Source organism: Pseudomonas cavernae (assembly GCF_003595175.1).
GTDB classification, from domain to species: domain Bacteria; phylum Pseudomonadota; class Gammaproteobacteria; order Pseudomonadales; family Pseudomonadaceae; genus Aquipseudomonas; species Aquipseudomonas cavernae.
This window is the reverse complement of the sequence record NZ_CP032419.1, coordinates 2351779-2376998: the sequence shown is the minus strand read 5'-3', so window position 1 is coordinate 2376998 and position 25220 is coordinate 2351779. Positions and strand designations below refer to the sequence as shown.

The following is a 25220-nucleotide window of genomic DNA, read 5'->3' as shown; positions in this document are numbered from 1 at the left end:
CTCCCCCGGCTGAACTACTGCTTTATGCAATCAACTGTATAGCAGCGCACGCCATTAATATCCTCATCCTGCAGGCCATGCACATCCGCATCGAAGCCGGGGAAGCGGCTGTCGAAGGCACGGGCGAACTCCAGATAGTCGATGATCGAGCGCGTCGCCTGGGTGAAGCGCTCGCCCGGCATGATCAGCGGGATGCCCGGTGGATAAGGCACCAGCATCACCGCGGCGATGCGCCCTTCGAGCTGATCGATCGGCACCGCCTCGACCTCACCGCGTACCAACAGGTCGTAGGCATCGGCCGGTTTCATCGCCACTTCCGGCAGCACCGTGTACATGCGTTTCAAGGCCTTCGCCGTGGCGTTCTCGCGGTAGCAGCCGTGCAGCTCTTCGCACAGGTCGCGCAAACCCATGCCGCTGTAGCGCGCGCCGCCGGCCTTGGCAATGCTTGGCAGGGCGCTGGGCAAAGGCACGTTGGCGTCGTACAGGCGCTTGAACTCCAGTAGTTCAGTGAGCAGCGTGCTCCACTTGCCTTTGGTAATCCCCATGGAGAACAGCACCAGGAAGGAATACAGGCCGGTCTTCTCGACCACCACACCACGCTCCCAAAGGAACTTGCTGACCACCGCGGCGGGGATACCGTGCTCGTCCAGCTTGCCGCCGGCGGTTAGGCCCGGAGTGACCAGGGTGACCTTAATCGGATCAAGCAGCACATAGTCATCCACCACCTCGCCGAACCCATGCCAATCGGCGTTCGGCGCCAACAGCCAGTCGCCGGTGGTGACACCCTCCCCGCCTTCGGCCTGCGGCGGCTGCCAGATGCTGAACCACCAGTCATCCGCCGGCAGGTTCTGCCGCAGGTTGGCCAGAGCCCGACGAAAGCTCAGCGCCTCGTCGAAGGTTTCCTGGATCAGCGAGCGGCCGGCCGGCCCCTCCATCATCGCCGAGGCCACGTCCAGCGAGGCGATGATGCTGTACTGCGGCGAGGTGGAGATGTGCATCATGAAGGCTTCATTGAAGCGATCACGATCGAGCTGACGCACGCCGCCATCCTGCACATGGATCATCGAAGCCTGGCTGAAGGCCGCCAGCAACTTGTGGGTCGAATGGGTGGTGAACACCAGCGGCGCGTGCGGATCACGGCTGGTGCCCATGCCATAACGACCACGGTAGAACTCGTGGAAGGCCGCATAGGCGTACCAGGCCTCGTCGAAATGCAGCACCTCAACGCTATCACCGAGAGCCTGCTTGACCATCTCGGCGTTGTAACAGAGGCCGTCGTAGGTGGAGTTGGTCACCACCGCCAGCTTGACCTTGGCTGGGCGCCCCTTGGCCAAGGGACTGGCGGCGATCTTGGCCTGGATCGACTCGGGGGAGAACTCGCTGAGCGGGATGGGGCCGATGATGCCCAGTTCATTACGCTCCGGACACAGGTAGAGCGGGATCGCCCCAGTCATGATGATCGAGTGGAGGATCGATTTGTGGCAGTTGCGATCCACCAGCACCAAGTCGTCACGCCCGACCATCGAATGCCAGACGATCTTGTTGGCCGTCGAGGTGCCATTGATGACGAAGTAGGTGTGATCGGCGCCGAAATTGCGCGCGGCACGCATTTCGGCCTCGGCCAGCGGGCCGGTGTGATCGAGCAGCGAGCCCAGCTCGGGTACCGATACCGATAAGTCGGAACGCAGGGTGTTCTCGCCGAAGAACTGGTGAAAGGCCTGTCCCACCGGGCTCTTGCGATAGGCCACGCCACCGCCGTGGCCTGGCGTATGCCAGGAGTAGTTGGACTGCGCGGTGTGCTCCACCAGCGCGCGGAAGAACGGCGGCAGCAGACCTTCCAGATAACTACGCGCCGCGCGCGCCACCTGGCGGGCGAGGAAGGACACAGTATCCTCGAACAGGTACAGCAGGCCACGCAGCTGGTTGAGGTCATTCATCGCCTCGGCCGGCGCGTTTTCGATGGTCACCTGCTCGCCGAGAGCGAAGATCGGCAATTGTGGCGCCCGTACCCGCGCCACACGGATCAGCTCGACCACGTCTTGCAACAAGCGCTGATTCTCGCCCGCGCCCTCGGCCGCCATCAGGATACAAGCCAGGCCATGGTGGGTGGAGGCGACAATGCGGCCTTCCGCCGCACTGGCGGTCGAAAGGATGGTGAAACCGTCCTGTTCCAGTTCGCGGGCGATCTCCCGTACGCGATCACCGGCCACGGTATCGGCCTTGATGTCGCGGTGCACGATGAGGATGGGGAATTTAAGGTCTTTGTACATTCTGCGCCCCTGGGGTGGGCGGCTGGTGCCGCCAATCACCTCAGGGTAGAGGCACGCCCGCACGGACGGAACCCCTGCTGCTTCAGCCTGTACGAAAAGGTCGCGCGCCGATAAGTCGGCACGCTGAGGCATATATCAGATCTCGGTGGACGAGGTCTCCATCTGCACCCACAAGGCCGGCGCTCCGGCCGACTTCTCGATGATCGCCAGACGCGCGGCATGCGCAGACAAATCCTCGGCGCTGGCGGCAATCACCCGCGTGCGTGGGCGTTCCGCCGGCAAACGGCGAATCTCGCTGGCCTGCCCGCCGCCATGACCATTGCCATCGGAGGCATTGCCGGCCAGCGACAGGCTGGTCTGGCCGCCGGTCATCGCCAGGTAGACGTCGGCGAGAATCTCGGCGTCAAGCAAGGCGCCGTGCAGTTCGCGCCCGGAATTGTCGACGAAGTAGCGTTTGCACAGCGCATCGAGGTTGTTGCGCTGCCCCGGATGGCGCTCGCGGGCCATCAACAGGGTATCGAGTATCGAGCAATGATCGCTGACATCGGCGCGCTCGCTCTGGCCGAGCAAGGCGAACTCGTTGTTGATGAAGCCCACGTCGAACGCCGCGTTGTGGATGATCAGCTGGGCACCCTTGATGAACTCGAAGAATTCATCGGCGACTTCGCGAAAGCGCGGCTTGCCGTTGAGGAATTCATTGGTGATGCCGTGCACCGCGATGGCGCCTTCGTCGATTTCACGATCGGGCTGCAGATAGACATGGAAGTGGCGGCCGGTCAGGCGCCGGCCCATCAGCTCGACGCAGCCGATCTCGATGATGCGATGGCCATCGGTAACCGGCATGCCGGTCGTTTCGGTATCCAGGACCACACTACGCATGTTTTCTGCCTCTTACTTCTTCCACACCGCGGTTGGCCAGCTGATCGGCACGCTCGTTGCCGGGATGACCGGTATGCCCGCGCACCCATTGCCAGGTGACCTGGTGGCGATTGACCTGTTCGTCCAGCTGCTGCCACAGATCGGCATTCTTCACTGGCTGGCGAGCGGCAGTTTTCCAGCCGCGTTTCTTCCAGTTCGGTAGCCATTCCTGAATACCGCGCATGACGTATTCGGAATCGGTGACCAGGCGCACCTCACAGGTGCGCTTGAGCTCGGCCAGGCCGCGAATCGCCGCGGTCAGTTCCATGCGGTTATTGGTGGTTTCCACCTCGCCGCCCCACAACTCCTTTTCCACGCCCTTATAAATAAGCAGCGCGCCCCAGCCGCCGGGGCCTGGATTTCCCTTGCAGGCACCGTCGGTGAAGATCTCAATCAGTTCAGACATTCTCAAGGCTCAGGTCTTGCTATTCGGAATCCCGCCGGCTGATCTTGGCTACGGGCATAGGCACCAACTTGCCCAAGGGCACACGTTGCGCCTGCCGCAGGGGCCGCAAACCCATCACAATCTTGCGCGCAACCAGCAGATAGAAGCCCGCGCCTGACGGCTGCCAGCGGTCACCCCAGCGTTCCAGACGCTCCAGACGCGATTGCCAGACGGCGGAAGAAAGCGGCGGACGATAGCACCCGAAGCGGCGTTTCTCCAGCGCGAATCCGAGCAGGTTGAGCCAGTCGCCGACCCGCGTCGGGGCGATGCAGCGGGCCTCACGGAAGGCATCGGCGGCGAACCAGTGACGCAGCCCCCAGGTGCTCCACGGGTTGATGCCGATGATCAGCAAGTGCCCGCCTGGCCTGACGCTGTGCGCCGCTTCACGCAATAAACCGTGCGGAGACAGGCTGAAATCCAGACCATGCTGCAGCACCACCACATCGGCGGCGTGCTCGCTCAGTGGCCAGGCCTGCTCCTCGCAGACGATCTCCACCCCCGGCAAGGGAGCCCCCAGACGCACACTGCGCTGGATCTGCCCACAGCCCGCCAGCTCGACCGCAGGGCCGTAATGCACCAGATAACCGCCGAACAGGCGCGCCAGCTCCTCTTCCAGCAGCCGCCGCTCCTGCACCAGCAACAACTGGCCGAGCGGCCCTTCGAGCCAGGCACGCGCCGCGCGGGTCAGGGCCAGCCATTCGGCATCGGCCTGGGCGAAAGCTTGATCGGTCATAGGAGTACCTGCTCGCATCCTTTACGCCTAAGATGGGCCATTGCTTACAGCTTAGCGACTCTCACGATGATACAGATCGACGCCCTGCCCGCCTTCAACGACAACTACCTGTGGTTGTTACAAGACACTGCCAAAAGGCAGTGCGCCGTGGTCGATCCGGGCGATGCCGCCCCGGTACTCGATTGGCTGGCCGCGCATCCGGGCTGGCAGCTCAGCGACATCCTGGTCACCCATCATCATTTCGATCATGTCGGCGGCGTCGAACGGCTCAAACAGACCACCGGCGCCCGCGTGCTCGGCCCGGCCAACGAAAAGATCCCGGCGCGCGACGTGGCCCTGGCCGAAGGCGACATGGTCGAGGTGCTCGGCCAACGCTTCCAGATCATGGAAGTACCGGGGCATACCCTCGGCCATATCGCCTATTACCACGCCGATGCCGAACGGCCCTGGCTGTTCTGTGGCGACACCCTGTTCGCTGCCGGCTGCGGCCGCCTGTTCGAGGGCACCCCCGAGCAGATGTACGACTCGCTCAGCCGCCTGGCGTCCCTGCCGGACGCCACCCAGGTTTACTGCACCCACGAATACACCCTGAGCAATCTGCGCTTCGCCCAGGCAGTCGAGCCGGAGAATCCAGCCATTGCCGCCCGCTTGGCCGAAGTCACGAGCTGGCGGGCGCAAGGCCAGATCAGCCTGCCGTCCACTCTGGCCCTGGAACGGGCGACCAATCCCTTCCTGCGCAGCCGCGAACCCTCCGTCATTCGGAAAACCGACGAGCGGGATGGGCTTGGTCAACGCACGCCCAGCGCGGTGTTCGCCAGCCTGAGGGCCTGGAAGGACCGGTTTTGACGGTCCGCCCCACTCAGTCGAAGCGGTTAAAACTTGACCAAGCCATGGACGATTTCTAGAATCGCCCGACATTTACGACTGGAATAAGACCCCAGCCAATGTCGTCATCTTCTTCTAAAAAACTTGATCTAGATGTGTTGGCAAGGGTCTCCCGAGCGCTGCTGACCGCGCTCGCCCTCGGTTTGGCCGGCTGTCAGAGCATGACCGCCCCGCCCGACAACAGTGGCCAGGACACCGATCGCGCCGTCGACTTTGCACGGCAAACAGAATGGTTGGAGCAGACGACTGAGCCCGAGCCGCCGCAGGATATCTGGGCGCGCATACGCACCGGCTTCAAGCTCCAGGGCGAGATCGGCACCAATCCGCGCATCGAGCGCCAGCGCCTGTGGTTCGCCAGCAAGCCCTCCTACCTGGAAAGCGTCAGCGGCCGCGGCAGCCTGTATATCCATTACGTCGTCGAGCGTCTGGAAGAGCGCAACATGCCCCTGGAGCTGGCGCTGCTGCCGGTCATCGAAAGCTCCTACAATCCCCTCGCCTATTCGCGCAGCAATGCCGCTGGCCTCTGGCAGTTCATCCCGGCCACCGGACGCCACTACAACCTGCAGCAGACCAGTTGGTACGACGGCCGCCGCGATATCACCGCCTCGACCAATGCGGCGATGAACTACCTGTCGCGCCTGCACGAGATGTTCAACGGCGACTGGCTGCTTGCCCTGGCCGCCTACAACGCCGGCGAAGGCACGGTCAGCCGCGCCATCGAGCGCAACCAGAAACTCGGCCTGCCGACCGATTACTGGAACCTGCCACTGCCGCAGGAAACCCAGGAATACGTACCGAAACTCCTGGCCCTGTCGCAACTGGTAGTGGCGCCCGAGGCCTACGGCATCAACCTGGAGCCGATCGCCAACGAGCCCTATTTCGAGGCGATCGCCATCAACCAGCGCATGGACCTGTCGCGCGTCGCCACCCTCGCCAATATCGACGAGGAAGAGCTTTACCTGCTCAACCCGGCATTCAAGAAACGCATCACCTACGGCGGTCCCAAGCAGTTGCTGGTGCCGGCGGAAAAGGCCGAGCTGTTGGCCGCCAACCTGTCGATGATGAAACCGCAGGAACTGGTGGACTGGCAGGAATACAAGGTGCGCAATGGCGATAGCCTGCACGGCATCGCCAACCGCTTTCACCTGACGGTCAGCACCCTGAAAGACATCAATCGCCTTTCCGGCAACCATCTGCGTGTCGGCCAGGTGCTGAGCATTCCTGCCCGCCCTGGAACACAACCGCAGCAGCCGCTGTTCCAGAATGCGGCCGTGCGGGAAACTCAGCCGTCACGCAGCTACCGGGTCAAGCCAGGCGACAACCTGTGGCAGATCGCCAAGGCCAACAAGGTCACGGTCAACGACCTCAAGCGCTGGAACAAGCTCTCCAAGCAGGGTCTGACAGCCGGCCAGGTGCTCAAACTGCAAGGCGGCAAGGCGGTTGCCGCCAGCAAAGGCAAGTCGCGGGAGGCCGTCACCTACTACAAGGTGAAGAAGGGCGATTCCATGTACCTGATCGCCAAGCGCTTCAATGTCGAGACCCGGCATCTCGAAAACTGGAACCCCAATACCGGGCGGGCGCTGCGCCCGGGGCAAACCCTCACCCTCTACCTGACCAACTGATCAGCCCCGCCGACCCATCGCCTCCAAACAGCGCGCGGTCAGCTGACTGAAGCGCTGGAAGGCCACGAACTGCTCATGCTTGAGCGCTCGCCCGGACAGTCGCCGGTCGGCATAGAGCACCCCGATCTCGCGGCTGCCCACCAGCAGCGGGGCGATGAAGAACATGCCCTGCCCCAGCATTTGCCGCAGCGGCTGAGTGACCAGCTCATTGAGACTGCAACTGGCCGGCACCCCCATCCACAAGGTCTCGCGATGGCGCAGGACGTAACTGAACAGGTGTGGCTGCTCGGGGCGTTCGACCGGCAGCACAAAGTCACTCGGCCAGGCCTCGGTCCCCTCACCCACGGCTCGCTTGACGCGAAAGCACGTCTGCCCGTCGGCCAGCACCGCCAGCATCACGCGCTCCAGACCGGCCCCTTGATGTAAGCCCAGACACAGCGCATCCAGCACCCGATTCAGATCGGCCCGCTGCGCCACCATCGCGCCGATATCCTGCAGCGCCTGTTGCAGGATCTGCAGGTTGGGTTGCAGTAGGCGCGCGCGCCGCTGCTCCTGTTGCAGGCGAATCTGCTCCGGGTCGGTATGCGGAATCAGGTGGCACAACCGGCTGGCGCCGAAGGTGGCTGCCACCTTGACCGCCTCGTCGGCGCTGGCCAGCACCTGTTGCAGGGCCTCCTCGGGCGTCACGCCGATGAAGGCCGCCAGTTGCCCGACCAGGCTGTCGATAGCCGGCGAGTCCCAGCCGTCCAGCGCCGCCTCGCTGATCTGCACGCCGAGCCGGACCGCCTGGACCGCAGGATCGTGCTGGCTGGCGCGAGTGTGCGCCAAGCTGGCGAGCTCACCCAGGTTCCAGCTTTTCACCAGCCCCAGGGTCAGCTGGCGGAAACTGATGCCCAGCACCTCGCGCACCGTCTTTTCCACCTCGATGCCCGGTTGCGCCAGGACACTGGCCAATTCGTCGGCCTGCTCACCCGCAGAGCCCCAGAACGCCAACTCGCCCAACTGATTGAGCAAGGCGGCGATGAACACCTCCTCCTGGTGTTTGGAGAGCACATAGCCGGCGATGCTGCGCGCCTGTACCGCGGCGTGGAAGGCGCGCGCCAGCAACTCCTGCAATTGCTCGCGCGGCTGGCGGGCCAGAAGATGGTCGATCAGGCTCACCGACAGACCGATCAAACGCACCTGCTCGAAGCCGATCAGCACGATGGCCCGGCTGATGGTACGGATGGGCTCTTGGGATGGGTTGTAATAGACGCTGTTGGCGACACGCAGCACCTTGGAGGTGAGGGCCGCATCGCGCAGCAGGACTTCGGCCAGCTGCTGCACCGAGGTGTTATCTGGCTGGGCCAGGCGTTGCAGATCCTGCACCACCGCGGCCAATGCCGGCAGTTCGGCCTGACTCAACCGCTCGATCCACGCCTGCAAACCATGACTGCGTTCGGCCAAGTGAAAACCCCACTCCAATATTCGCTAAATAGTGCTCAGGATGATGGCACAAGCCGCGGACAGGTCACTCTTTTTCCTGCTGATACAAGCTGTTACTGTACCGAGCAAGAAGCCCAAAGCCGCCACGGATCGGATCTCTCGCCTGATGCGTCCCCTGCTCCTGCTGTTCCTCAGCCTGGCCCCAAGCTTTGCCGCTTTTGCAACTATCAGCGAAAGCCACGGTTACGCCCAGTTCGGCACCCTCAAATACCCCGCCACCTTCACCCATTTCGGCTGGGTCAACCCCGAGGCCCCCAAGGGCGGCGGCGTGCGGCTGATGGCGTCCGGCACCTTCGACACCCTCAACCCCTATACTTTCAAGGGCAGCAGCCCGGTGGCGACGGCTGACTTCCAGCAATACGGCGTCAACGAACTGAACGAAACCCTGATGGCCGGCAGCGGCCAGTACGACCCCTCCGGCGACGAACCGGCATCCAGCTACGGCTTGATCGCGCAATCGCTGGAATACAGCGATGATCGCAGCTGGGTAGTATTCAATCTGCGCCCCGAGGCGCGCTTCCATGATGGCAAGCCGATCACCGCTTACGACGTGGCGTTTTCCTACCGTTTGCTGGTCAAGCAGGGCCACCCGCAGTACCGCACCAACCTGCAGGAAGTGAAACGCGTCGATATCCTCAACCGTCACCGCATCCGCTTCGTCTTCAAGCGTGCCGGCAATCCTCTGCTGATCCTGCGTCTCGGCGAACTGCCAGTGCTGCCGCAGCACTACTGGAAAGACCGCGACTTCAAAGCCACCACCTTCGAGCCACCGCTGGGCAGCGGCCCCTACCGGATCGCCAAGGTGGTGCCCGGCCGCGAACTGGTGTTCGCGCGGGTCAAGGATTGGTGGGGCGAAAAACTGCCGGTCAATCGCGGCAAGTACAACTTCGATCGCGTCGCCGTGGAGTTCTACCGCGACAGAGACGTCGCCTTCGAAGCCTTCAAGGCCGGTGAGTTTGATTTCTACATCGAACACCAGGCGAAGAACTGGGCCAGTGGCTACCGCTTTCCCGCGGTCGCCCGCGGCGACGTGATCCGCGCCGAGATCCCCCATCAGATCCCCACCCAGACCCAGGCGCTGTTCATCAACAGTCGCCGCGCGACCTTTGCCCAGCGCCAGGTGCGCGAAGCGCTGGGGCTGATGTTCGACTTCGAGTGGACCAATAGCGCGCTGTTCAACAATGCCTATGTGCGTAGCCAGAGTTACTACCCGAACAGCGAATTTGCCGCCACCGGCAAGCCCGAAGGTCATGAGTGGTTACTGCTGTCGCCCTTTCGCAGGCAACTACCGGCGCCGCTGTTCACCCAGGCATTCAGCTTGCCGCGCACCGACGGCCACGGCATCCCGCGGGAAACCCTGCGCCGCGCCCTGGGTCTATTGGGCGAGGCTGGCTGGAAGTTGTCCGGCCAACGCCTGGTCAACAGCAATGGCGAGCCGCTGCAGTTCGAGATTCTGCTGGTCAACCCGAGCCTCGAGCGCATCCTCCGCCCGTACAGCACCAACCTTGCCAGCATCGGCATTCAGGCCAACCTGCGCACGGTGGACCGCGCCCAGTACAAACAACGCCTGGACCAGTTCGATTACGACATGATCCTCATGACCCTGCCGCAAACCCTCAGCCCGGGCCTGGAGCAATGGCAGTACTTCCATTCCAGCCAGGCCAAGGTCAAGGGCAGCAAAAACTACGCCGGCGTGGCCAGTCCGATAGTCGACAATCTGTTGGAAAAGCTACTGTCCGCCCAAACCCGTGACGACCAGGTCGCGGCCGCCCGTGCCCTGGACCGCGTCTTGCTTTGGCAGCACTACAGCATCCCGAACTGGTATATCAACTATCACCGAGTGGCGTACCGCAACCGGTTCGCCTTCGACACCACGCCGCCCTATACCCTCGGCCTGCGCGCCTGGTGGCTGAAGCCCACGGAGAATGCCCTATGACCCCTGCCCTGCGTGCCCTGCTCCACGGCAGCAGCCTGTTGTTGCTCGGCCTAGCGGGTCTTGCCCAGGCCGCGCCGCAGCATGCCATCACGCTCTACGACGAAGCGCCCAAATACCCGGCCAACTATCAACACTTCGACTATGTGAACCCAGATGCGCCCAAGGGCGGCACTCTGCGCCTGTCCGGCAACGGCGGCTTCGACAGCCTCAACCCGTTCATCCCCAAGGGCAACGCCGAAAGCCGCATCGGCATGGTCTATGAGAGCCTGACCTACCATTCGCCGGAAGAGCCCTTCACCGAATACGGGCTACTCGCCGAGAAGATCGAAAAGGCCGCGGACAACAGTTACGTACGCTTCTACCTCCATCCCAAAGCCCGCTTTCACGACGGCGCGCCGGTCACCGCCGAGGATGTGCAATTCACCTTCGAGACGTTGATGAAGAACGGCGACCCGATGTACCGCAGCTATTACGCCGACGTCGACAAGGTGGTGGTGGAAAGCCCGCTGAAAGTCCGTTTCGACTTCAAACACATGGGCAACCGCGAGCTGCCGCTGATTCTCGGTCAGCTGCAAATCCTCCCCAAGCACTGGTGGGCGACCCGTGATTTCGCCAAGACCAGCCTGGAGCCGCCCCTGGGCAGCGGCGCCTATCGCGTCGCCAGCCTGGAGTCCGGCCGCAGCATCCGCTACGAGCGGGTCAAGGACTGGTGGGGTGAGGACCTGCCGGTCAATCGCGGCCAATACAACTTCGACGCCATAGTGGTCGACTACTACCGCGACATGGCGGTCGCCCTGGAAGCCTTCAAGGGTGGTCAGTTCGACCTCAACCTCGAGTACTCCGCCAAGGACTGGGCCACCGGTTACCAGTCCGCCGCCCTCAGCGACGGGCGGATGCTCAAGGAGGCGATCACCAACCATAATCCGGTGGGCATGCAGGCCTTCGCCTACAACATCCGCCGCCCGGTGTTCCAGGACCGCCGTGTGCGCGAAGCCATTGGCCTGCTGTTCGACTTCGAGTGGTCGAACAAGCAGCTGTTCTTCGGCTCCTACAAACGCACCACCAGCTACTTCGAGAACTCGGAAATGGCCGCCAGCGTCCTGCCGGATGCCGCCGAGCTGAAAATTCTCGAACCGCTGCGCGACAAGTTGCCGCCGGAGGTCTTTACCCAGGTCTACCTGCCCCCCGTCAGCAAGGGCGACGGCATCATCCGCGAGCAGAAGCGCAGGGCCTATCAGCTGCTGCAAGAAGCCGGCTACCACATCGACAACGACCGCATGGTCGGCCCCGATGGCAAGCCGCTGAGTTTCGAGTTCATGCTGTTCCAGACCAACATGGAACGCATCCTCCTGCCCTACAAGCGCAACCTCAGCGAACTCGGCATCGACATGCAGATCCGCCGGGTCGATGCCTCGCAGTTCATCAATCGCCTGCGCTCGCGGGACTTCGACATGACCAGCGCCACCTGGGGCCAATCCAACTCGCCAGGCAACGAGCAGCGCGAGTACTGGCACTCCAGTAGCGCCGACAACCCCGGTAGCCGCAACTTCATCGGTCTGCGCGACCCGGCCATCGATCAGCTGGTCGACGGCCTGATCCGCGCCGATTCGCGGCAGAGCCTGATCGAACACGCCCGTGCCCTCGACCGCGCCCTGCAGTGGGGCTATTACGTGGTACCCAACTACTACGTCGACACCTGGCGCATCGCCTACTGGAACAAGTTCGGCCGCCCGGAAAAGACACCGCTGTATGACTACGGCCTGATGACCTGGTGGCAGAAGAGCGACAAGGCCGAAGCCGGCGCGACGCAGGCGGCCGCCAAGGAAGCGCCGTAAATGCTCGCCTATATCCTGCGGCGCCTGCTGCTGATCATTCCCACCATGCTCGGCATCCTGCTGATCAACTTCATCATCATCCAGGCCGCCCCCGGCGGCCCGGTGGAGCAGATGATCGCCAAGCTGGAGGGCTTCGACGCCGCCTCAGGCGGCGCCACCGGACGGATTTCCGGTGGCGGCGGCGAAGTCTCGGTGGCCGGTTCCAACTACCGCGGCGCGCAGGGGCTGGACCCCGAGCTGATCGAAGAGATCGAGCGCATGTACGGTTTCGACAAGCCGGCGCCAGAACGCTTCTGGATCATGCTGAAGAACTACCTGCATCTGGACTTCGGCGTGAGTTTCTTCCGCGACGCCAAGGTCACCGACCTGATCGTCGAAAAGATGCCGGTGTCCATCTCGCTCGGGCTGTGGAGCACCCTGATCATGTATCTGGTGTCCATTCCGCTGGGCATCGCCAAGGCCACCCGCCACGGCAGCACGTTCGACGTCTGGACCAGTTCGGCAATCATCGTCGGCTATGCCATCCCCGCCTTCCTGTTCGCCATCCTGCTGATCGTGCTGTTCGCCGGCGGCAGCTACCTGGACTGGTTCCCGCTCAAGGGCCTGACTTCCAACAACTTCGACGAGCTCAGCCTCGGCGGCAAGATCCTCGACTACTTCTGGCACCTGGTCCTGCCGGTCACCGCCCTGGTGATCGGCAACTTCGCCACCCTGACCCTGCTGACCAAGAACAGCTTTCTCGACGAGATCAACAAGCAGTACGTCATCACCGCCCGCGCCAAGGGCCTGACGGAGCGTCGCGTGCTGTACGGCCATGTGTTCCGCAACGCCATGCTGCTGATCATCGCCGGCTTTCCGGCCGCCTTCATCGGCATCTTCTTCACCGGCTCGCTGCTGATCGAAGTGATCTTCTCCCTCGACGGCCTCGGCCTGATGAGCTTCGAGGCGGCGATCAACCGCGACTATCCGGTGGTGTTCGGCACCCTGTTCATCTTCACCCTGGTGGGCCTGCTGGTGAAACTGATCGGCGACATCACCTACACCCTGGTCGATCCGCGCATCGACTTCGAAAACCGGGAGGGTTGAGATGGCCTTCGCACTCAAGCTGTCGCCCCTCAACCGCCGCCGCTTCGAGCGGCTCAAGGCGCACAAGCGCGGCTGGTGGTCGCTGTGGCTGTTCCTCGCGCTGTTCATCCTCAGCCTGGGCGCCGAGCTGATCGCCAACGACAAGCCGCTGGTGGTGCACTACGACGAGCAGTGGTACTTCCCGGTGCTCAAGCGCTACCCGGAAACCGCGTTCGGCGGCGAATTCCCCCTCGAAGCCAACTACAAGAGCGCCTATATCCGCGAACTGATCGCGGCGAAGGACGGCTGGATAGTCTGGCCGCCAATCCCCTACAGCTACTCGACCATCAACTACGACCTCAAGGTACCAGCGCCGTCGCCACCGTCGACGGAGAACTGGCTGGGCACCGACGACCAGGGCCGCGACGTGCTGGCGCGGGTGATCTACGGCTTCCGTATCTCGGTGCTGTTCGCCCTGATCCTGACCCTGCTGAGCTCGCTGATCGGCGTGGTCGCTGGCGCCTTGCAGGGCTTTTATGGCGGCTGGGTCGATCTGTTCGGCCAGCGCTTTCTCGAGGTCTGGTCCGGCTTGCCGGTGCTCTATCTGTTGATCATCCTGGCCAGCTTCGTGCAGCCAAACTTCTGGTGGCTGCTGGGCATCATGCTGCTGTTCTCCTGGATGAGCCTGGTCGATGTCGTGCGTGCCGAGTTCCTGCGCGGCCGCAACCTCGAGTATGTGCGCGCCGCCCGCGCGCTGGGCATGCAGAACGGCGCCATCATGTTCCGCCATATCCTGCCCAACGCCATGATCTCGACCATGACCTTCATGCCGTTCATCCTCACCGGTGCGATCGGCACCCTGACCGCCCTCGACTTCCTCGGCTTCGGCCTGCCGCCCGGTGCACCGTCGCTCGGCGAACTGGTGGCCCAGGCCAAGTCCAACCGCCAGGCGCCCTGGCTGGGGATCAGTGCCTTCGTGGTCCTCGGTCTGATGCTGAGCCTGCTGGTATTCATCGGCGAGGCCGCGCGCGATGCCTTCGACCCGAGGAAATGACATGTCAGAGAATCTGATTGAAGTGCGCGATCTCGCCGTCGAATTCGTCATGGGCGACCGGGTGCAGCGGGTCGTCGAGGGCGCCAGCTTCGATATCCGCCGCGGCGAGACCCTCGCTTTGGTCGGCGAGAGCGGCTCGGGTAAGTCGGTGACCGCCAACTCGATCCTGCGCCTACTGCCCTACCCCCATGCGCGCCACCCGTCCGGCAGCATCCACTATGCCGGCCAGGACTTGCTGACCACATCCGTGGCCAAATTGCGCAGCATCCGCGGCAACCGCATCGCCATGGTCTTCCAGGAGCCGATGACCTCGCTGAACCCGCTGCACAGCATCGAAAGGCAGATCACCGAGGTGCTCGCCTTGCACAAGGGCCTGAGCGGCAAGGCGGCAACCCGGCGCACGCTGGAATTGCTCGAACTGGTCGGCATCCCCGAACCGCACAAGCGCCTCAAGGCCTTCCCCCACGAGCTGTCCGGCGGCCAACGGCAGCGGGTGATGATTGCCATGGCCCTGGCCAACGAGCCGGAATTGCTGATCGCCGACGAGCCAACCACCGCCCTCGACGTCACCGTACAGCTGAAAATCCTCGACCTGCTCAGGGACTTGCAGCAGCGCCTGGGCATGTCGCTGCTGCTCATCAGCCACGACCTCAACCTGGTGCGAAGAATTGCCCATCGTGTCTGCGTCATGTGGCGCGGGCGGGTCGTCGAGCAGGCCTCGTGTGAACAGCTGTTCCATGCGCCGCAGCATCCCTACACCCAGGAACTGCTCGGCGCCGAGCCCAGCGGCGAACCGGCGAGCAACCCTGCCGGCGCACCGTTGCTAGAGGTCGACGACCTGCGCGTGTGGTTCCCGATCAAGAAAGGCTTGCTGCGCCGCACCGTCGATTATGTGAAAGCCGTGGATGGCATCAATTTCAGCCTGCCCCGGGGGCAGACCTTGGGCATCGTCGGCGAAAGTGGTTCCGGCAAGTCCACACTGGGTCTGGCCATCCTGCGGCTGCTCGACAGCCAGGGAACCATCCGCTTTCACGGCCAGGCGCTGAATGGCCTGGCGCAGCGCGAAGTGCGCCCTCTGCGCCGGCAGATGCAGGTGGTGTTTCAGGATCCGTTCGGCAGCCTCAGCCCACGCATGTCGGTCGGGCAGATCGTTGGCGAAGGCCTGAATATCCACAAGATCGGGAACGAAGTGGAGCAGGAACAGGCGATCATCGACGCGCTCCTGGAGGTGGGGCTGGACCCGGAAACCCGGCACCGCTACCCCCATGAGTTTTCCGGTGGGCAACGGCAGCGTATCGCCATCGCCCGGGCCTTGGTGCTGAAACCGGAGCTGATCCTGCTGGACGAGCCGACTTCCGCGCTCGACCGCACGGTACAGCGCCAAGTCGTGGAATTGCTGCGCTCGTTGCAGGCCAAGTACAACTTGACCTACCTGTTCATCAGCCACGACCTGGCAGTGATCAGGGCGCTCAGCCACCAACTGATGGTGGTCAAGCAGGGCCAGGTCGTCGAACAGGGCTCGGCGGAGGACATCTTCGCCGCGCCGCAACACCCTTACACCCAGCAACTGCTGGAGGCTGCCTTCATGGCACCCATAGCTGCCGATTGACCAGAAGAGGAGCGGACATGGGTTTTCTCGCCGGCAAGCGCCGTCCTGATCATAGGTGTCGCCAGCAAACTGTCCATCGCATCTGGCATTGCTGCTGCCATGCACCGCGAGGGCGCCGAACTTGCCTTCACCTATCAGAACGACAAGTTCAAGGGGCGCGTCGAGGAGTTCGCCGCAGGCTGGGGTTCGAGTGCAGACCTGTGCCTCCCCTGCCATGGGCTCCATCGCCGACTGATGGATGCCTCAATAAAAAGGCCGCTTTTCAGCGGCCTTTTTATTGAGCGGTTATCCGAGGTTTAGAAACGCTCGATTTTCGCCTTGCCTTCCAGCTCATTACGGAACGCCGCAAAGTCCTGCTGCCCCACGCGAGACGCTAGGAAACGGCGGTACATTTCCGTCTCCTCTGCAGCCAGCGCGCCTTCCGGCTCGCTCACGCCCTTCAGTTGCAGCAGCACATAGTCACCATTGCCCAGCGTCACGCCGGCAAAGCTCGGCTTGTCGGCCGCCGCTGGTTTCGGCATGCGAAACAGAGTCTGCAGCACCACGGGATCCACGCCCTCCTGGCTACGCGTCGCGGCTTCAACCATCTTCCAGGTCTGACCTTCCTGCGCTTGAACCACCGGGGTCTTGCCTTCACGCAGGCTGGCTAGCAGCGCCTGCCCCTTGGCCTGCACCGCCGCACTGGCATGCTCTCCGACCAAACGCTCGCGAATGCTGGTCGTAACCTGCTCGAGCGGCAACTGCTCGGGCTTCTTGTGCTCTTTAACACGTAGAACCACCACGGTATCGGGGTCCAGCTCGATGGCACCGCTGTTGGCGCCGTCTTCAAGCACCTCCGGACTGAAAGCAGCCTGGATCACCTGACGGTTGGCAGCCAGCCCCTCACCGCCCTCACGCCCGAATGGTGCACTCAGCTTGATCTGCAGACCCTGATCCTGAGCCGGCTGCTCCAAATCAGAGGCTTCGAAGGCCGCATCCTCCAGCTCTTTGCTGACCTCAACAAAGCGCTGCTCCACTTGCTGAGCCTTGAGCTCACGGCTCAGCTTATCTTTCAGAGCGGCGAAGCTCGGCACCTCGGGAGCCTGAACACCCAACAACTTGATCAGGTGCCAACCATAAGCAGAGCGGACCGGGGCCGATACTTCATCCTTCTTCAAGGCGTACAGGGCTTTTTCGAACTCGGGATCATAAACCCCCGGGCCGGCATAACCGAGGTCGCCGCTATTAGTGGCCGAACCCGGATCCTCGGAGAACTCTTTGGCCAGCGCGGCAAAGTTGCCTCCCTGACTCAGACGCTTCTGCACCTCTTCGATCTTGGCCTTGGCTTGCGCCTCGGTCACCTTGTCATTCACTTCGATCAGGATATGCGCCGCATCACGCTGCTCGGCCAGATTGGAGATTTCCTTCTGGTAGAGCGCTTGCAGGTCCTCATCCTTGACGCTGACCTTGTCGAAAAAGGCATCCTTCTTCAGCTCGACATATTCCAGCACCACTTGCTCGGGGCTCATGAACTGGTTGGCGTGCTCATCGTAATAGGCCTTGATCTCCTCGTCGGAGAGCTTCACTGCCTTGCTATCCGCCTTAAGGGACAATGTGGCGAAATCACGGGTCTGTTTTTCCAGGCGAGCAAACGCCAGGACTTCCTCTTCAGTGACAAAGCCACTACCCGACAACCCGGCACGCAACTGTCCGATCAGCATCTCTTGCTCGAGCATCTGACGGAACTGCATACGCGTGTAACCCATCTGGCGGATGACCTGATCGAAGCGATCGGAATTGAACTTGCCATCCACCTGGAACTCTGGGGTCTGCAGAATCAGTTGATCCAACGCCGCTTGCGAGAAAGCGAAGCCTGCATCCGTGGCTCCCTGCAACAGTAGCTTGCGCTCGATCAGGCCTTTCAGAGCGGCCTCACGCAACAGCTTCTCATCCAGCCGCGAAGCGTCGAAGTCCTTACCCAAACGCTCCATCAGTTGCCGACGCTGCATATCCACAGCTTGGCTCAGCTCGTTCGGGCCGATCTCTTCACCATTAACCTTGGCAACTTCCTGATTATTTCGAGTGGCATTGAAAATGGCATCGAAGCCAGTCAACGCCATCAGCGCGACGATAACACCGATGATGGTCTTGGCAATCCAGCCTTGTGAATTGTCCCTGATGTTCTGCAGCATGCGTCCCCCAAAAACGACCGACTGAAGTAAACGGCCGTGGAGCGTGGGTAGAATCCGGATATAAGAAAGGCGCATCCGAGGATGCGCCTTCTCGTAACTGGCGGAGCGGACGGGACTCGAACCCGCGACCCCCGGCGTGACAGGCCGGTATTCTAACCGACTGAACTACCGCTCCGCGACCAAACCGAGCCAATCGCCCGATGTGGTTGGGTAAGGCTCGAAGGACGCTTAGTTAACGGCGTCTTTCAGCGCTTTACCAGCTTTGAAACCTGGAATCTTGGCAGCGGCGATGCTGATCGGCTTGCCAGTTTGTGGGTTGCGGCCAGTGCGGGCAGCGCGCTCTTTAACAGCGAAAGTACCAAAGCCGACCAATACTACAGAATCACCAGCCTTAAGAGCGCCAGTGACGGATTCGATCACTGCGTCCAGCGCGCGGCCAGCGACAGCTTTCGGGATATCAGCAGATGCGGCGATTGCATCGATCAGTTCCGACTTGTTCACTCTAAGTCCCCTTATTCCTGTTGAGTTTGTTTCTTAATTTTTGGTGTAAGCAAAGCGGGTGCTGAGTGGCCTGCCGACACAAGAAGAGCCGTTTATAACAAGGGCTTTAAAAATGTGTCAAGGAAGCCCCCCGGCTAATGCGTGCTGATTCGCTCCTTGGAATCAGTCTCGCGCTTGTCATCCTTTGCAACCATCTCCGGAGCCGCATCGGGCAAGGGCTCCGGGGCGTATTGCAGCGCAATTTGCAGGACCTCGTCAATCCATTTGACCGGTTTAATCTGTAGGTCTTGCTTAATATTTTCCGGAATTTCCTTCAGGTCACGCACGTTCTCTTCAGGGATGATCACCGTCTTGATTCCGCCACGATGAGCAGCCAGCAACTTCTCCTTCAGACCGCCAATAGCTAGAACCTGACCACGTAATGTGATCTCTCCGGTCATGGCAACATCGGCACGCACAGGGATTTGCGTGAGCGCTGAGACCAAGGCGGTACACATGCCAACACCTGCACTCGGCCCGTCTTTAGGGGTAGCACCTTCCGGCATGTGGATATGAATGTCGCGTTTCTCATAGAAGTCCGAAGCAACCCCCAGACTCTTGGCGCGGCTGCGCACCACGGTCAAGGCCGCAGTAATGGACTCGACCATCACATCCCCCAGCGAACCGGTCTTGATCAGCTGCCCCTTGCCTAGAACCACGGCTGCTTCGATTGTCAGCAACTCACCCCCGACCTGGGTCCAGGCCAACCCGGTGACTTGGCCAATCTGATCCTGCTGTTCGGCCAAACCATAACGATACTTTCTGACACCCAGGAAGTGCTCAAGCGACTCAGGAGTGACTAATACCTTCAAACGCTTTTCACGCACATATTCCTTCACGACCTTACGGCAAACTTTGGCAATCTGCCGCTCAAGACCGCGGACCCCAGCCTCGCGAGTGTAGTAACGAATGATGTCGCGAATTGTCTCTGGCTGAAATTCCAGCTCGCCTTTCTTCAAGCCGTTGGCTTGGGTTTGTTTGGGGGCCAGGTATTTCACCGCAATGTTGATCTTCTCATCCTCGGTGTAGCCTGGAAGGCGGATCACCTCCATGCGGTCCAGCAATGGCGCAGGAATGTTCATGGAGTTGGCAGTACAGAGGAACATCACGTCTGAAAGATCGTAATCAACCTCCAGATAGTGATCATTGAAGTTGTGGTTCTGCTCCGGATCGAGCACCTCGAGCAGCGCTGAAGCTGGATCACCGCGCATGTCCTGCCCCATCTTGTCGATCTCATCAAGCAAGAACAGCGGATTGCGCACACCGACTTTGGTCATTTTCTGAATCAAACGCCCAGGCATCGAACCGATGTAGGTACGCCGGTGACCGCGGATTTCCGCCTCATCACGCACCCCACCCAACGCCATGCGCACAAACTTTCGATTAGTCGCATGGGCAATCGACTCGGCCAACGAGGTTTTGCCCACCCCTGGCGGGCCAACCAGGCAGAGTACCGGGCCTTTGACTTTCTTGACCCGCTTCTGCACGGCGAGATACTCGAGAATGCGCTCCTTCACCTCCTCGAGGCCGTAGTGATCGGCATCCAGAATTTCCTCGGCCTTGGCCAGATCGAGTCGAACCTTGCTCTCGGTTTTCCACGGAACATTGACTAGCCAATCGATATAGGAACGCACCACAGTGGCTTCAGCCGACATAGGTGACATCTGCTTGAGTTTGTTCAACTCTGCCTGGGCCTTGCTATACGCCTCTTTAGTCAAGCCGGCACTTTCGATGCGCTTTTTCAGATCCTCGAGCTCGTTATGCCCTTCATCGCCATCACCAAGCTCCTTCTGAATCGCCTTCATCTGCTCATTCAGGTAGTACTCACGCTGGCTGCGCTCCATCTGCTTTTTGACGCGACCACGAATGCGTTTTTCAACCTGCAGTAGATCGATCTCAGCATCCAGTAACGCCAAAACGTGCTCGACACGTGCCGAAAGGTCGGTAATCTCCAGAATTTCCTGCTTCTGTTCGATCTTCAGTGCCATATGCGCAGCCATGGTGTCGACCAAACGACCAGGCTCATCGATGCTGTTCAGAGAGGAAAGAACTTCGGCGGGGACCTTCTTGCCCAACTGCACGTATTGTTCAAACTGGCTGAGCAAGCTACGGGTAAACACCTCGGACTCGCGTTCAGCCGCATCCTGTTCATCAATCAGCACCACGTCGACACGGCAGTGGTCATCCATGGCAACAAAACGCTCAATAGCGCCACGCTGCTCACCCTCGACCAAGACCTTGACAGTTCCGTCTGGCAGCTTGAGCAATTGCAGTACAGTTGCCACAGTTCCCACACGATAGAGCGCTTCTTCTGCCGGATCGTCATCGGCCGGGTTTTTCTGCGCTACCAGTAGTATCTGCTTGTCGCCCGTCATAGCGGCTTCCAGCGCCTCTATAGACTTCTCTCGCCCAACAAAGAGCGGGATGACCATGTGCGGATAGACCACGACATCGCGCAGCGGCAAAAGAGGCAATTCGACTGTTGTCTTCATGATTTTGGCTCTACGGCGGCCATTCGGCCGTGAACGGATGGGAGTACCCCTTGGCCCTAAGATGGGGGTAGGCCCGAGAAAAAACAAGCGCTGCGGCAGGAAATACAAAGGGGCCCGCAGGCCCCTTGTTTGCTGAGTGTTGCTTACGCCTCGGGCGCAGCTTTTGCCGGTGGCTCGCTGTTTTCGTAGATCAGCAGCGGTTTGGAGGTACCGGCGATCACGCTCTCATCGATAACCACTTTGCTCACCTCAGCCTGCGAGGGGATGTCATACATGGTATCGAGTAGTACGCCTTCCAGAATCGAACGCAAACCACGAGCACCAGTTTTACGCTCCAGAGCACGATGGGCAACTGAACGAAGTGCATCAGGGCGGAACTCCAGATCAACCCCTTCCATTTCGAACAGCTTGGCATACTGCTTGGTCAACGCATTTTTCGGCTCAGTGAGAATCTGCATCAAAGCAGCCTCATCCAGCTCATCCAGAGTAGCGATCACCGGCAGACGTCCAACGAACTCAGGAATCAACCCGAACTTCACCAGGTCATCCGGCTCCACCTGACGCAAAGATTCACCGACCTTCTTACCCAGATCAATGCTACGAACCTCAGCATTAAAGCCAATACCACCCTTGGTGGAACGCCCCTGGATGACTTTTTCCAGGCCGGAGAACGCGCCACCGCAGATGAACAGGATGTTGCGGGTATCGACCTGCAAGAACTCCTGTTGCGGATGCTTGCGCCCACCTTGCGGTGGTACCGATGCGACAGTACCTTCGATCAGCTTCAACAGGGCCTGCTGCACGCCCTCACCGGAAACATCCCGAGTGATCGAAGGATTGTCAGACTTGCGGGAAATCTTATCGATCTCGTCGATATAAACGATGCCCATCTGGGCCTTTTCTACATCGTAATCGCACTTCTGCAGCAATTTCTGAATGATATTTTCAACGTCTTCACCGACATAACCTGCCTCGGTCAAGGTGGTCGCATCGGCGATAGTGAAAGGCACATTGAGCAAACGAGCCAATGTTTCGGCCAGCAGAGTTTTCCCTGAACCAGTCGGGCCAATCAGCAGGATATTGCTCTTACCCAGCTCGACGTCATCTTTCTTATCGCGATGATTGAGGCGCTTGTAGTGGTTATATACCGCCACCGCCAGAATCTTTTTCGCACGCTCCTGACCGATGACATATTGATCGAGGATGTTGCTGATTTCTTTCGGCGCGGGAAGTTTGTGCGCGCTGCTCTCGGCCTGGGCCTCCTGCACCTCCTCACGGATGATGTCATTGCACAGGTCGACGCACTCGTCGCAGATAAAGACCGAGGGGCCGGCAATCAATTTACGCACTTCATGCTGGCTTTTGCCGCAGAAGGAGCAATAAAGCAATTTGCCGTTGTCCTCGCCGTTGCGGGTGTCAGTCATTCGATCAATCCAGTCCGGTAGGCTTGAAACACAAGATGAAGGCAAATGCGGGCATTTTCAAGCCCGCGGAGCGGTCGGCCAGCTGCCGACCGCGCAAGAGGAACGGCTAGCCAACGAGCTGGCGCTTGCTGAGAACCTGATCGATAAGTCTGTATTTAACGGCATCATCGCCGCTCATGAAGTTGTCACGGTCGGTGTCGCGAGCAATCACTTCGATCGGCTGACCGGTGTGATCGGCGAGGATCTTGTTCAGACGCTCACGGATAGTGAGGATTTCCCGAGCATGGATCTCAATATCCGAAGCCTGCCCCTGGAAGCCACCGAGCGGCTGGTGAATCATCATCCGCGAGTGCGGCAGGCAGTAACGTTTGCCAGCCGCACCGCCAGCCAGCAGCAAAGCCCCCATGCTGCAGGCCTGGCCAATGCAGATAGTGGAGACGTCGGGCTTAATGAACTGCATGGTGTCGTAGATCGACATACCAGCAGTTACCGAACCACCCGGCGAGTTGATGTAAAGGTGAATATCCTTGTCAGGGTTCTCGGCTTCGAGGAACAGCAGCTGAGCCACCACCAGGTTGGCCATGTAGTCCTCGACCTGGCCAACCAGGAAGATCACCCGCTCCTTCAGCAAGCGGGAATAGATGTCGTAGGCACGCTCACCGCGAGCGGACTGTTCGATCACCATCGGCACTAGGCCACCGGCAGCCTGGATATCAGGCATTTGTTGCATAAATGGATTACGCGACATGTCCAGCGATCACTCCCTAATAGTCATGTCTCAAGGACGCATAAGCCAGCACGAAGGCTGGCTTATGGTGTGCTCGAACGAGGCGAGGAATCAGGCAGCCTGCGGGGCTTCCGCCGGCTTGACCGCCTCTTCGTAGGAGACCTGCTTATCGGTCACTTTGGCCTTCTGCAGGACAGTATCTACAACTTGCTCTTCCAGCACAACAGAACGCACTTCGTTCAGCTGCTGGTCATTTTTGTAGTACCAGGCCACAACCTGCTCGGGCTCTTGATAGGCCGAAGCCATCTCCTGGATCAGTTCACGCACACGGTCTTCATTCGGCTTCAGCTCGAAATGCTTGACCACTTCGGCAACGATCAAACCAAGCACCACACGGCGCTTAGCCTGTTCTTCAAACAGCTCGGCCGGGAGTTGATCCGGCTTGATATTGCCGCCGAACTGTTGAACGGCCTGTACGCGGAGACGATTTACTTCATTGCCGATCAGAGCCTTTGGCACTTCGATCGGATTGACAGCCAGCAAGCCATCCATCACCTGGTTTTTCACCTTGGATTTGATGGCTTGACGCAGCTCGCGCTCCATATTTTTACCCACTTCGGCGCGGAAACCTTCGAGGCCACCCTCCTTGATCCCGAACAACGCGAAGAAATCATCGTTCAGCTCCGGCAGCTTGGGCTCGGAGATACTGTTGACGGTAACAGTAAACTCGGCGGCCTTGCCGGCCAGCTCCAGATTTTGATACTCGGCCGGGAAAGTCAGATTGAGGACGCGCTCCTCGCCAGCTTTGGCGCCGACCAGGCCGTCTTCAAAGCCCGGAATCATGCGGCCGGAGCCCAGCACGAGTTGAGTACCCTTGGCCGAACCACCGGCAAAGACTTCGCCGTCGACCTTGCCGACGAAATCAATATTCAGCTGATCGCCATTCAACGCATCGCGCTCGACGTTCTCGAAGCGGGTGTTTTGCTTGCGCAAGATTTCCAGCATGTTATCGACATCGGCAGCGGTCACTTCCGCCTGCTGACGCTCGACGGCAATGCCATCGAAGCCGGAAACCTGGAACTCGGGGAATACTTCAAAAGTAGCAACGTACTCCAGGTCCTTACCTTTCTCGAAGACCTTCGGCTCAACAGCCGGAGCGCCGGCCGGGTTCAGCTTTTGCTCAACCACGGCTTCGTAGAAAGTCGCCTGAATCAGATCGCTCAGAGCTTCTTGGCGCGCAGCATCTTCATAACGCTGACGAATAACGCTCATCGGCACCTTGCCCGGACGGAAGCCTGGGATTTTGGCACGACGTGCAGTCTGTTGCAGACGCTTGTTGACTTCGGTCTCGATACGCTCGGCCGGAACGCCGATAGTCATGCGACGCTCAAGAGCGGAAGTGTTTTCAACAGAAACTTGCATGGATATTCCTCGTTGCACAGACGTTAGCCGGCCGTTTCCAGCCCCAGAATCAAGGGCATGCATTCTAGTGGGTCAAATCGAAGAAGTCACCCCACAGAACGCGGGCTAAAAACGGGAGGGAAGCACTAAAAGATGGTGCGGACGGAGAGACTCGAACTCTCACGCCTTGCGGCGCTGGAACCTAAATCCAGTGTGTCTACCAATTCCACCACGTCCGCATACAAGCTTTAAAGCAAGACGCCAGGCTGAGAACCTGGCGTCTTTTCGAATATGGGGTGGACGATGGGAATCGAACCCACGACAACAGGAATCACAATCCTGCGCTCTACCAACTGAGCTACGCCCACCATATTGCATCGCTTGTGCCAAAGCAGCCAAATGGCGCACCCGGCAGGACTCGAACCTGCGACCATCCGCTTAGAAGGCGGATGCTCTATCCAGCTGAGCTACGGGCGCTTACTCATCAGCACTTCATTTGAAGCGCAGATCAAAAGCCCTGGCTTTAACGAATCAACCTCGATTCGCCTTCGCCTTCTAACCCAGCGCTAGCTGTGCTCGACAAGCGGGGCGAATGTTAATGGGGAGGC

18 protein-coding genes, 4 tRNA genes and 1 pseudogene are annotated in these 25220 nt (G+C 60.5%); 8 read left to right on the top strand and 15 right to left on the bottom strand.

What is annotated here, in order from left to right:
• Positions 1-14 precede the first annotated feature (14 nt).
• The 4 genes from D3880_RS10925 to D3880_RS10910 form a co-directional block, all read right to left on the bottom strand.
• Positions 15-2270, bottom strand: a complete 2256-nt coding sequence (locus D3880_RS10925) for an Orn/Lys/Arg family decarboxylase (RefSeq protein ID WP_119893472.1) — start codon at positions 2268-2270, stop codon at positions 15-17.
• 135 nt (positions 2271-2405) lie between these two features.
• Positions 2406-3149 (bottom strand): DNA polymerase III subunit epsilon, encoded by a 744-nt coding sequence (gene dnaQ / locus D3880_RS10920; protein ID WP_119893471.1) that lies wholly within the window; start codon positions 3147-3149, stop codon positions 2406-2408.
• Positions 3142-3594: a ribonuclease HI gene (rnhA, locus tag D3880_RS10915; protein ID WP_119893470.1), complete on the bottom strand. Its 453-nt coding sequence runs from the start codon at positions 3592-3594 to the stop codon at positions 3142-3144. Before rnhA ends, dnaQ begins: the two co-directional genes overlap by 8 nt.
• 19 nt (positions 3595-3613) lie before the next feature.
• The gene (locus tag D3880_RS10910; protein ID WP_119893469.1) at positions 3614-4366 is read right to left on the bottom strand and encodes a class I SAM-dependent methyltransferase; all 753 of its coding nucleotides are present in this window, start codon (positions 4364-4366) and stop codon (positions 3614-3616) included.
• A gap of 66 nt (positions 4367-4432) precedes the next feature.
• On the opposite strand from D3880_RS10910, the gene gloB reads away from it, so the two are divergent.
• Together gloB and D3880_RS10900 are read left to right on the top strand one after the other, a co-directional pair.
• Positions 4433-5212, top strand: coding sequence for a hydroxyacylglutathione hydrolase (gene gloB, locus D3880_RS10905; RefSeq protein ID WP_119893468.1), 780 nt, complete (start codon positions 4433-4435; stop codon positions 5210-5212).
• 98 nt (positions 5213-5310) lie between these two features.
• The gene (locus D3880_RS10900; RefSeq protein WP_119893467.1) at positions 5311-6873 is read left to right on the top strand and encodes a LysM peptidoglycan-binding domain-containing protein; all 1563 of its coding nucleotides are present in this window, start codon (positions 5311-5313) and stop codon (positions 6871-6873) included.
• Here the strand turns inward: D3880_RS10900 and D3880_RS10895 are convergent, their stop codons facing one another.
• On the bottom strand, positions 6874-8319 hold the full coding sequence (locus D3880_RS10895; RefSeq protein WP_119893466.1) for an HDOD domain-containing protein: 1446 nt from the start codon (positions 8317-8319) through the stop codon (positions 6874-6876).
• A gap of 145 nt (positions 8320-8464) precedes the next feature.
• Here D3880_RS10895 and D3880_RS10890 point away from each other — a divergent pair, with 145 nt between their 5' ends.
• The 6 genes and pseudogenes from D3880_RS10890 to D3880_RS10865 all read left to right on the top strand — a co-directional run.
• On the top strand, positions 8465-10294 hold the full coding sequence (locus tag D3880_RS10890) for an extracellular solute-binding protein (protein ID WP_119893465.1): 1830 nt from the start codon (positions 8465-8467) through the stop codon (positions 10292-10294).
• On the top strand, positions 10291-12129 hold the full coding sequence (locus D3880_RS10885; protein WP_119893464.1) for an extracellular solute-binding protein: 1839 nt from the start codon (positions 10291-10293) through the stop codon (positions 12127-12129). The genes D3880_RS10890 and D3880_RS10885 overlap by 4 nt, the downstream gene beginning before the upstream one ends.
• Positions 12130-13215: a microcin C ABC transporter permease YejB gene (locus D3880_RS10880; protein WP_119893463.1), complete on the top strand. Its 1086-nt coding sequence runs from the start codon at positions 12130-12132 to the stop codon at positions 13213-13215.
• 1 nt (position 13216) lies between these two features.
• Positions 13217-14248 carry an ABC transporter permease gene (locus tag D3880_RS10875; RefSeq protein ID WP_119893462.1) on the top strand — a complete coding sequence of 344 codons (1032 nt, stop codon included), beginning with the start codon at positions 13217-13219 and terminating at the stop codon, positions 14246-14248.
• Position 14249: 1 nt separating this feature from the next.
• Entirely contained in the window at positions 14250-15857 is a 1608-nt protein-coding gene (locus tag D3880_RS10870; protein ID WP_119893461.1) for an ABC transporter ATP-binding protein, read from the top strand.
• Positions 15858-15874: 17 nt separating this feature from the next.
• A pseudogene (locus tag D3880_RS10865) lies at positions 15875-16070 on the top strand (SDR family oxidoreductase); the annotation flags it as partial.
• Between the two features lie 83 nt (positions 16071-16153).
• On the opposite strand, the gene D3880_RS10860 reads toward D3880_RS10865, so the two are convergent.
• The 10 genes from D3880_RS10860 to D3880_RS10815 form a co-directional block, all read right to left on the bottom strand.
• Complete coding sequence (locus D3880_RS10860) at positions 16154-18028, bottom strand: SurA N-terminal domain-containing protein (RefSeq protein ID WP_119893460.1); 1875 nt, start codon at positions 18026-18028, stop codon at positions 16154-16156.
• A 98-nt stretch (positions 18029-18126) separates the two neighbouring features.
• Positions 18127-18203 (bottom strand) — tRNA-Asp (locus D3880_RS10855).
• Between the two features lie 53 nt (positions 18204-18256).
• A complete protein-coding gene (hupB, locus tag D3880_RS10850; RefSeq protein WP_003239952.1) occupies positions 18257-18529 on the bottom strand; it encodes a nucleoid-associated protein HU-beta in 273 nt (90 codons plus the stop codon).
• Positions 18530-18663: 134 nt separating this feature from the next.
• Positions 18664-21060, bottom strand: a complete 2397-nt coding sequence (gene lon / locus D3880_RS10845; RefSeq protein ID WP_119893459.1) for an endopeptidase La — start codon at positions 21058-21060, stop codon at positions 18664-18666.
• 143 nt (positions 21061-21203) lie between these two features.
• Positions 21204-22484 (bottom strand): ATP-dependent Clp protease ATP-binding subunit ClpX, encoded by a 1281-nt coding sequence (clpX, locus tag D3880_RS10840; protein WP_119893458.1) that lies wholly within the window; start codon positions 22482-22484, stop codon positions 21204-21206.
• A gap of 106 nt (positions 22485-22590) precedes the next feature.
• Positions 22591-23232, bottom strand: a complete 642-nt coding sequence (clpP, locus tag D3880_RS10835) for an ATP-dependent Clp endopeptidase proteolytic subunit ClpP (RefSeq protein ID WP_119893457.1) — start codon at positions 23230-23232, stop codon at positions 22591-22593.
• Between the two features lie 90 nt (positions 23233-23322).
• The gene (gene tig, locus D3880_RS10830; RefSeq protein WP_119893456.1) at positions 23323-24633 is read right to left on the bottom strand and encodes a trigger factor; all 1311 of its coding nucleotides are present in this window, start codon (positions 24631-24633) and stop codon (positions 23323-23325) included.
• 133 nt (positions 24634-24766) lie between these two features.
• Positions 24767-24851 (bottom strand) — tRNA-Leu (locus D3880_RS10825).
• Between the two features lie 53 nt (positions 24852-24904).
• Positions 24905-24980 (bottom strand) — tRNA-His (locus D3880_RS10820).
• Between the two features lie 32 nt (positions 24981-25012).
• A tRNA-Arg gene (locus D3880_RS10815) sits at positions 25013-25089 on the bottom strand.
• Positions 25090-25220: the final 131 nt, after the last annotated feature.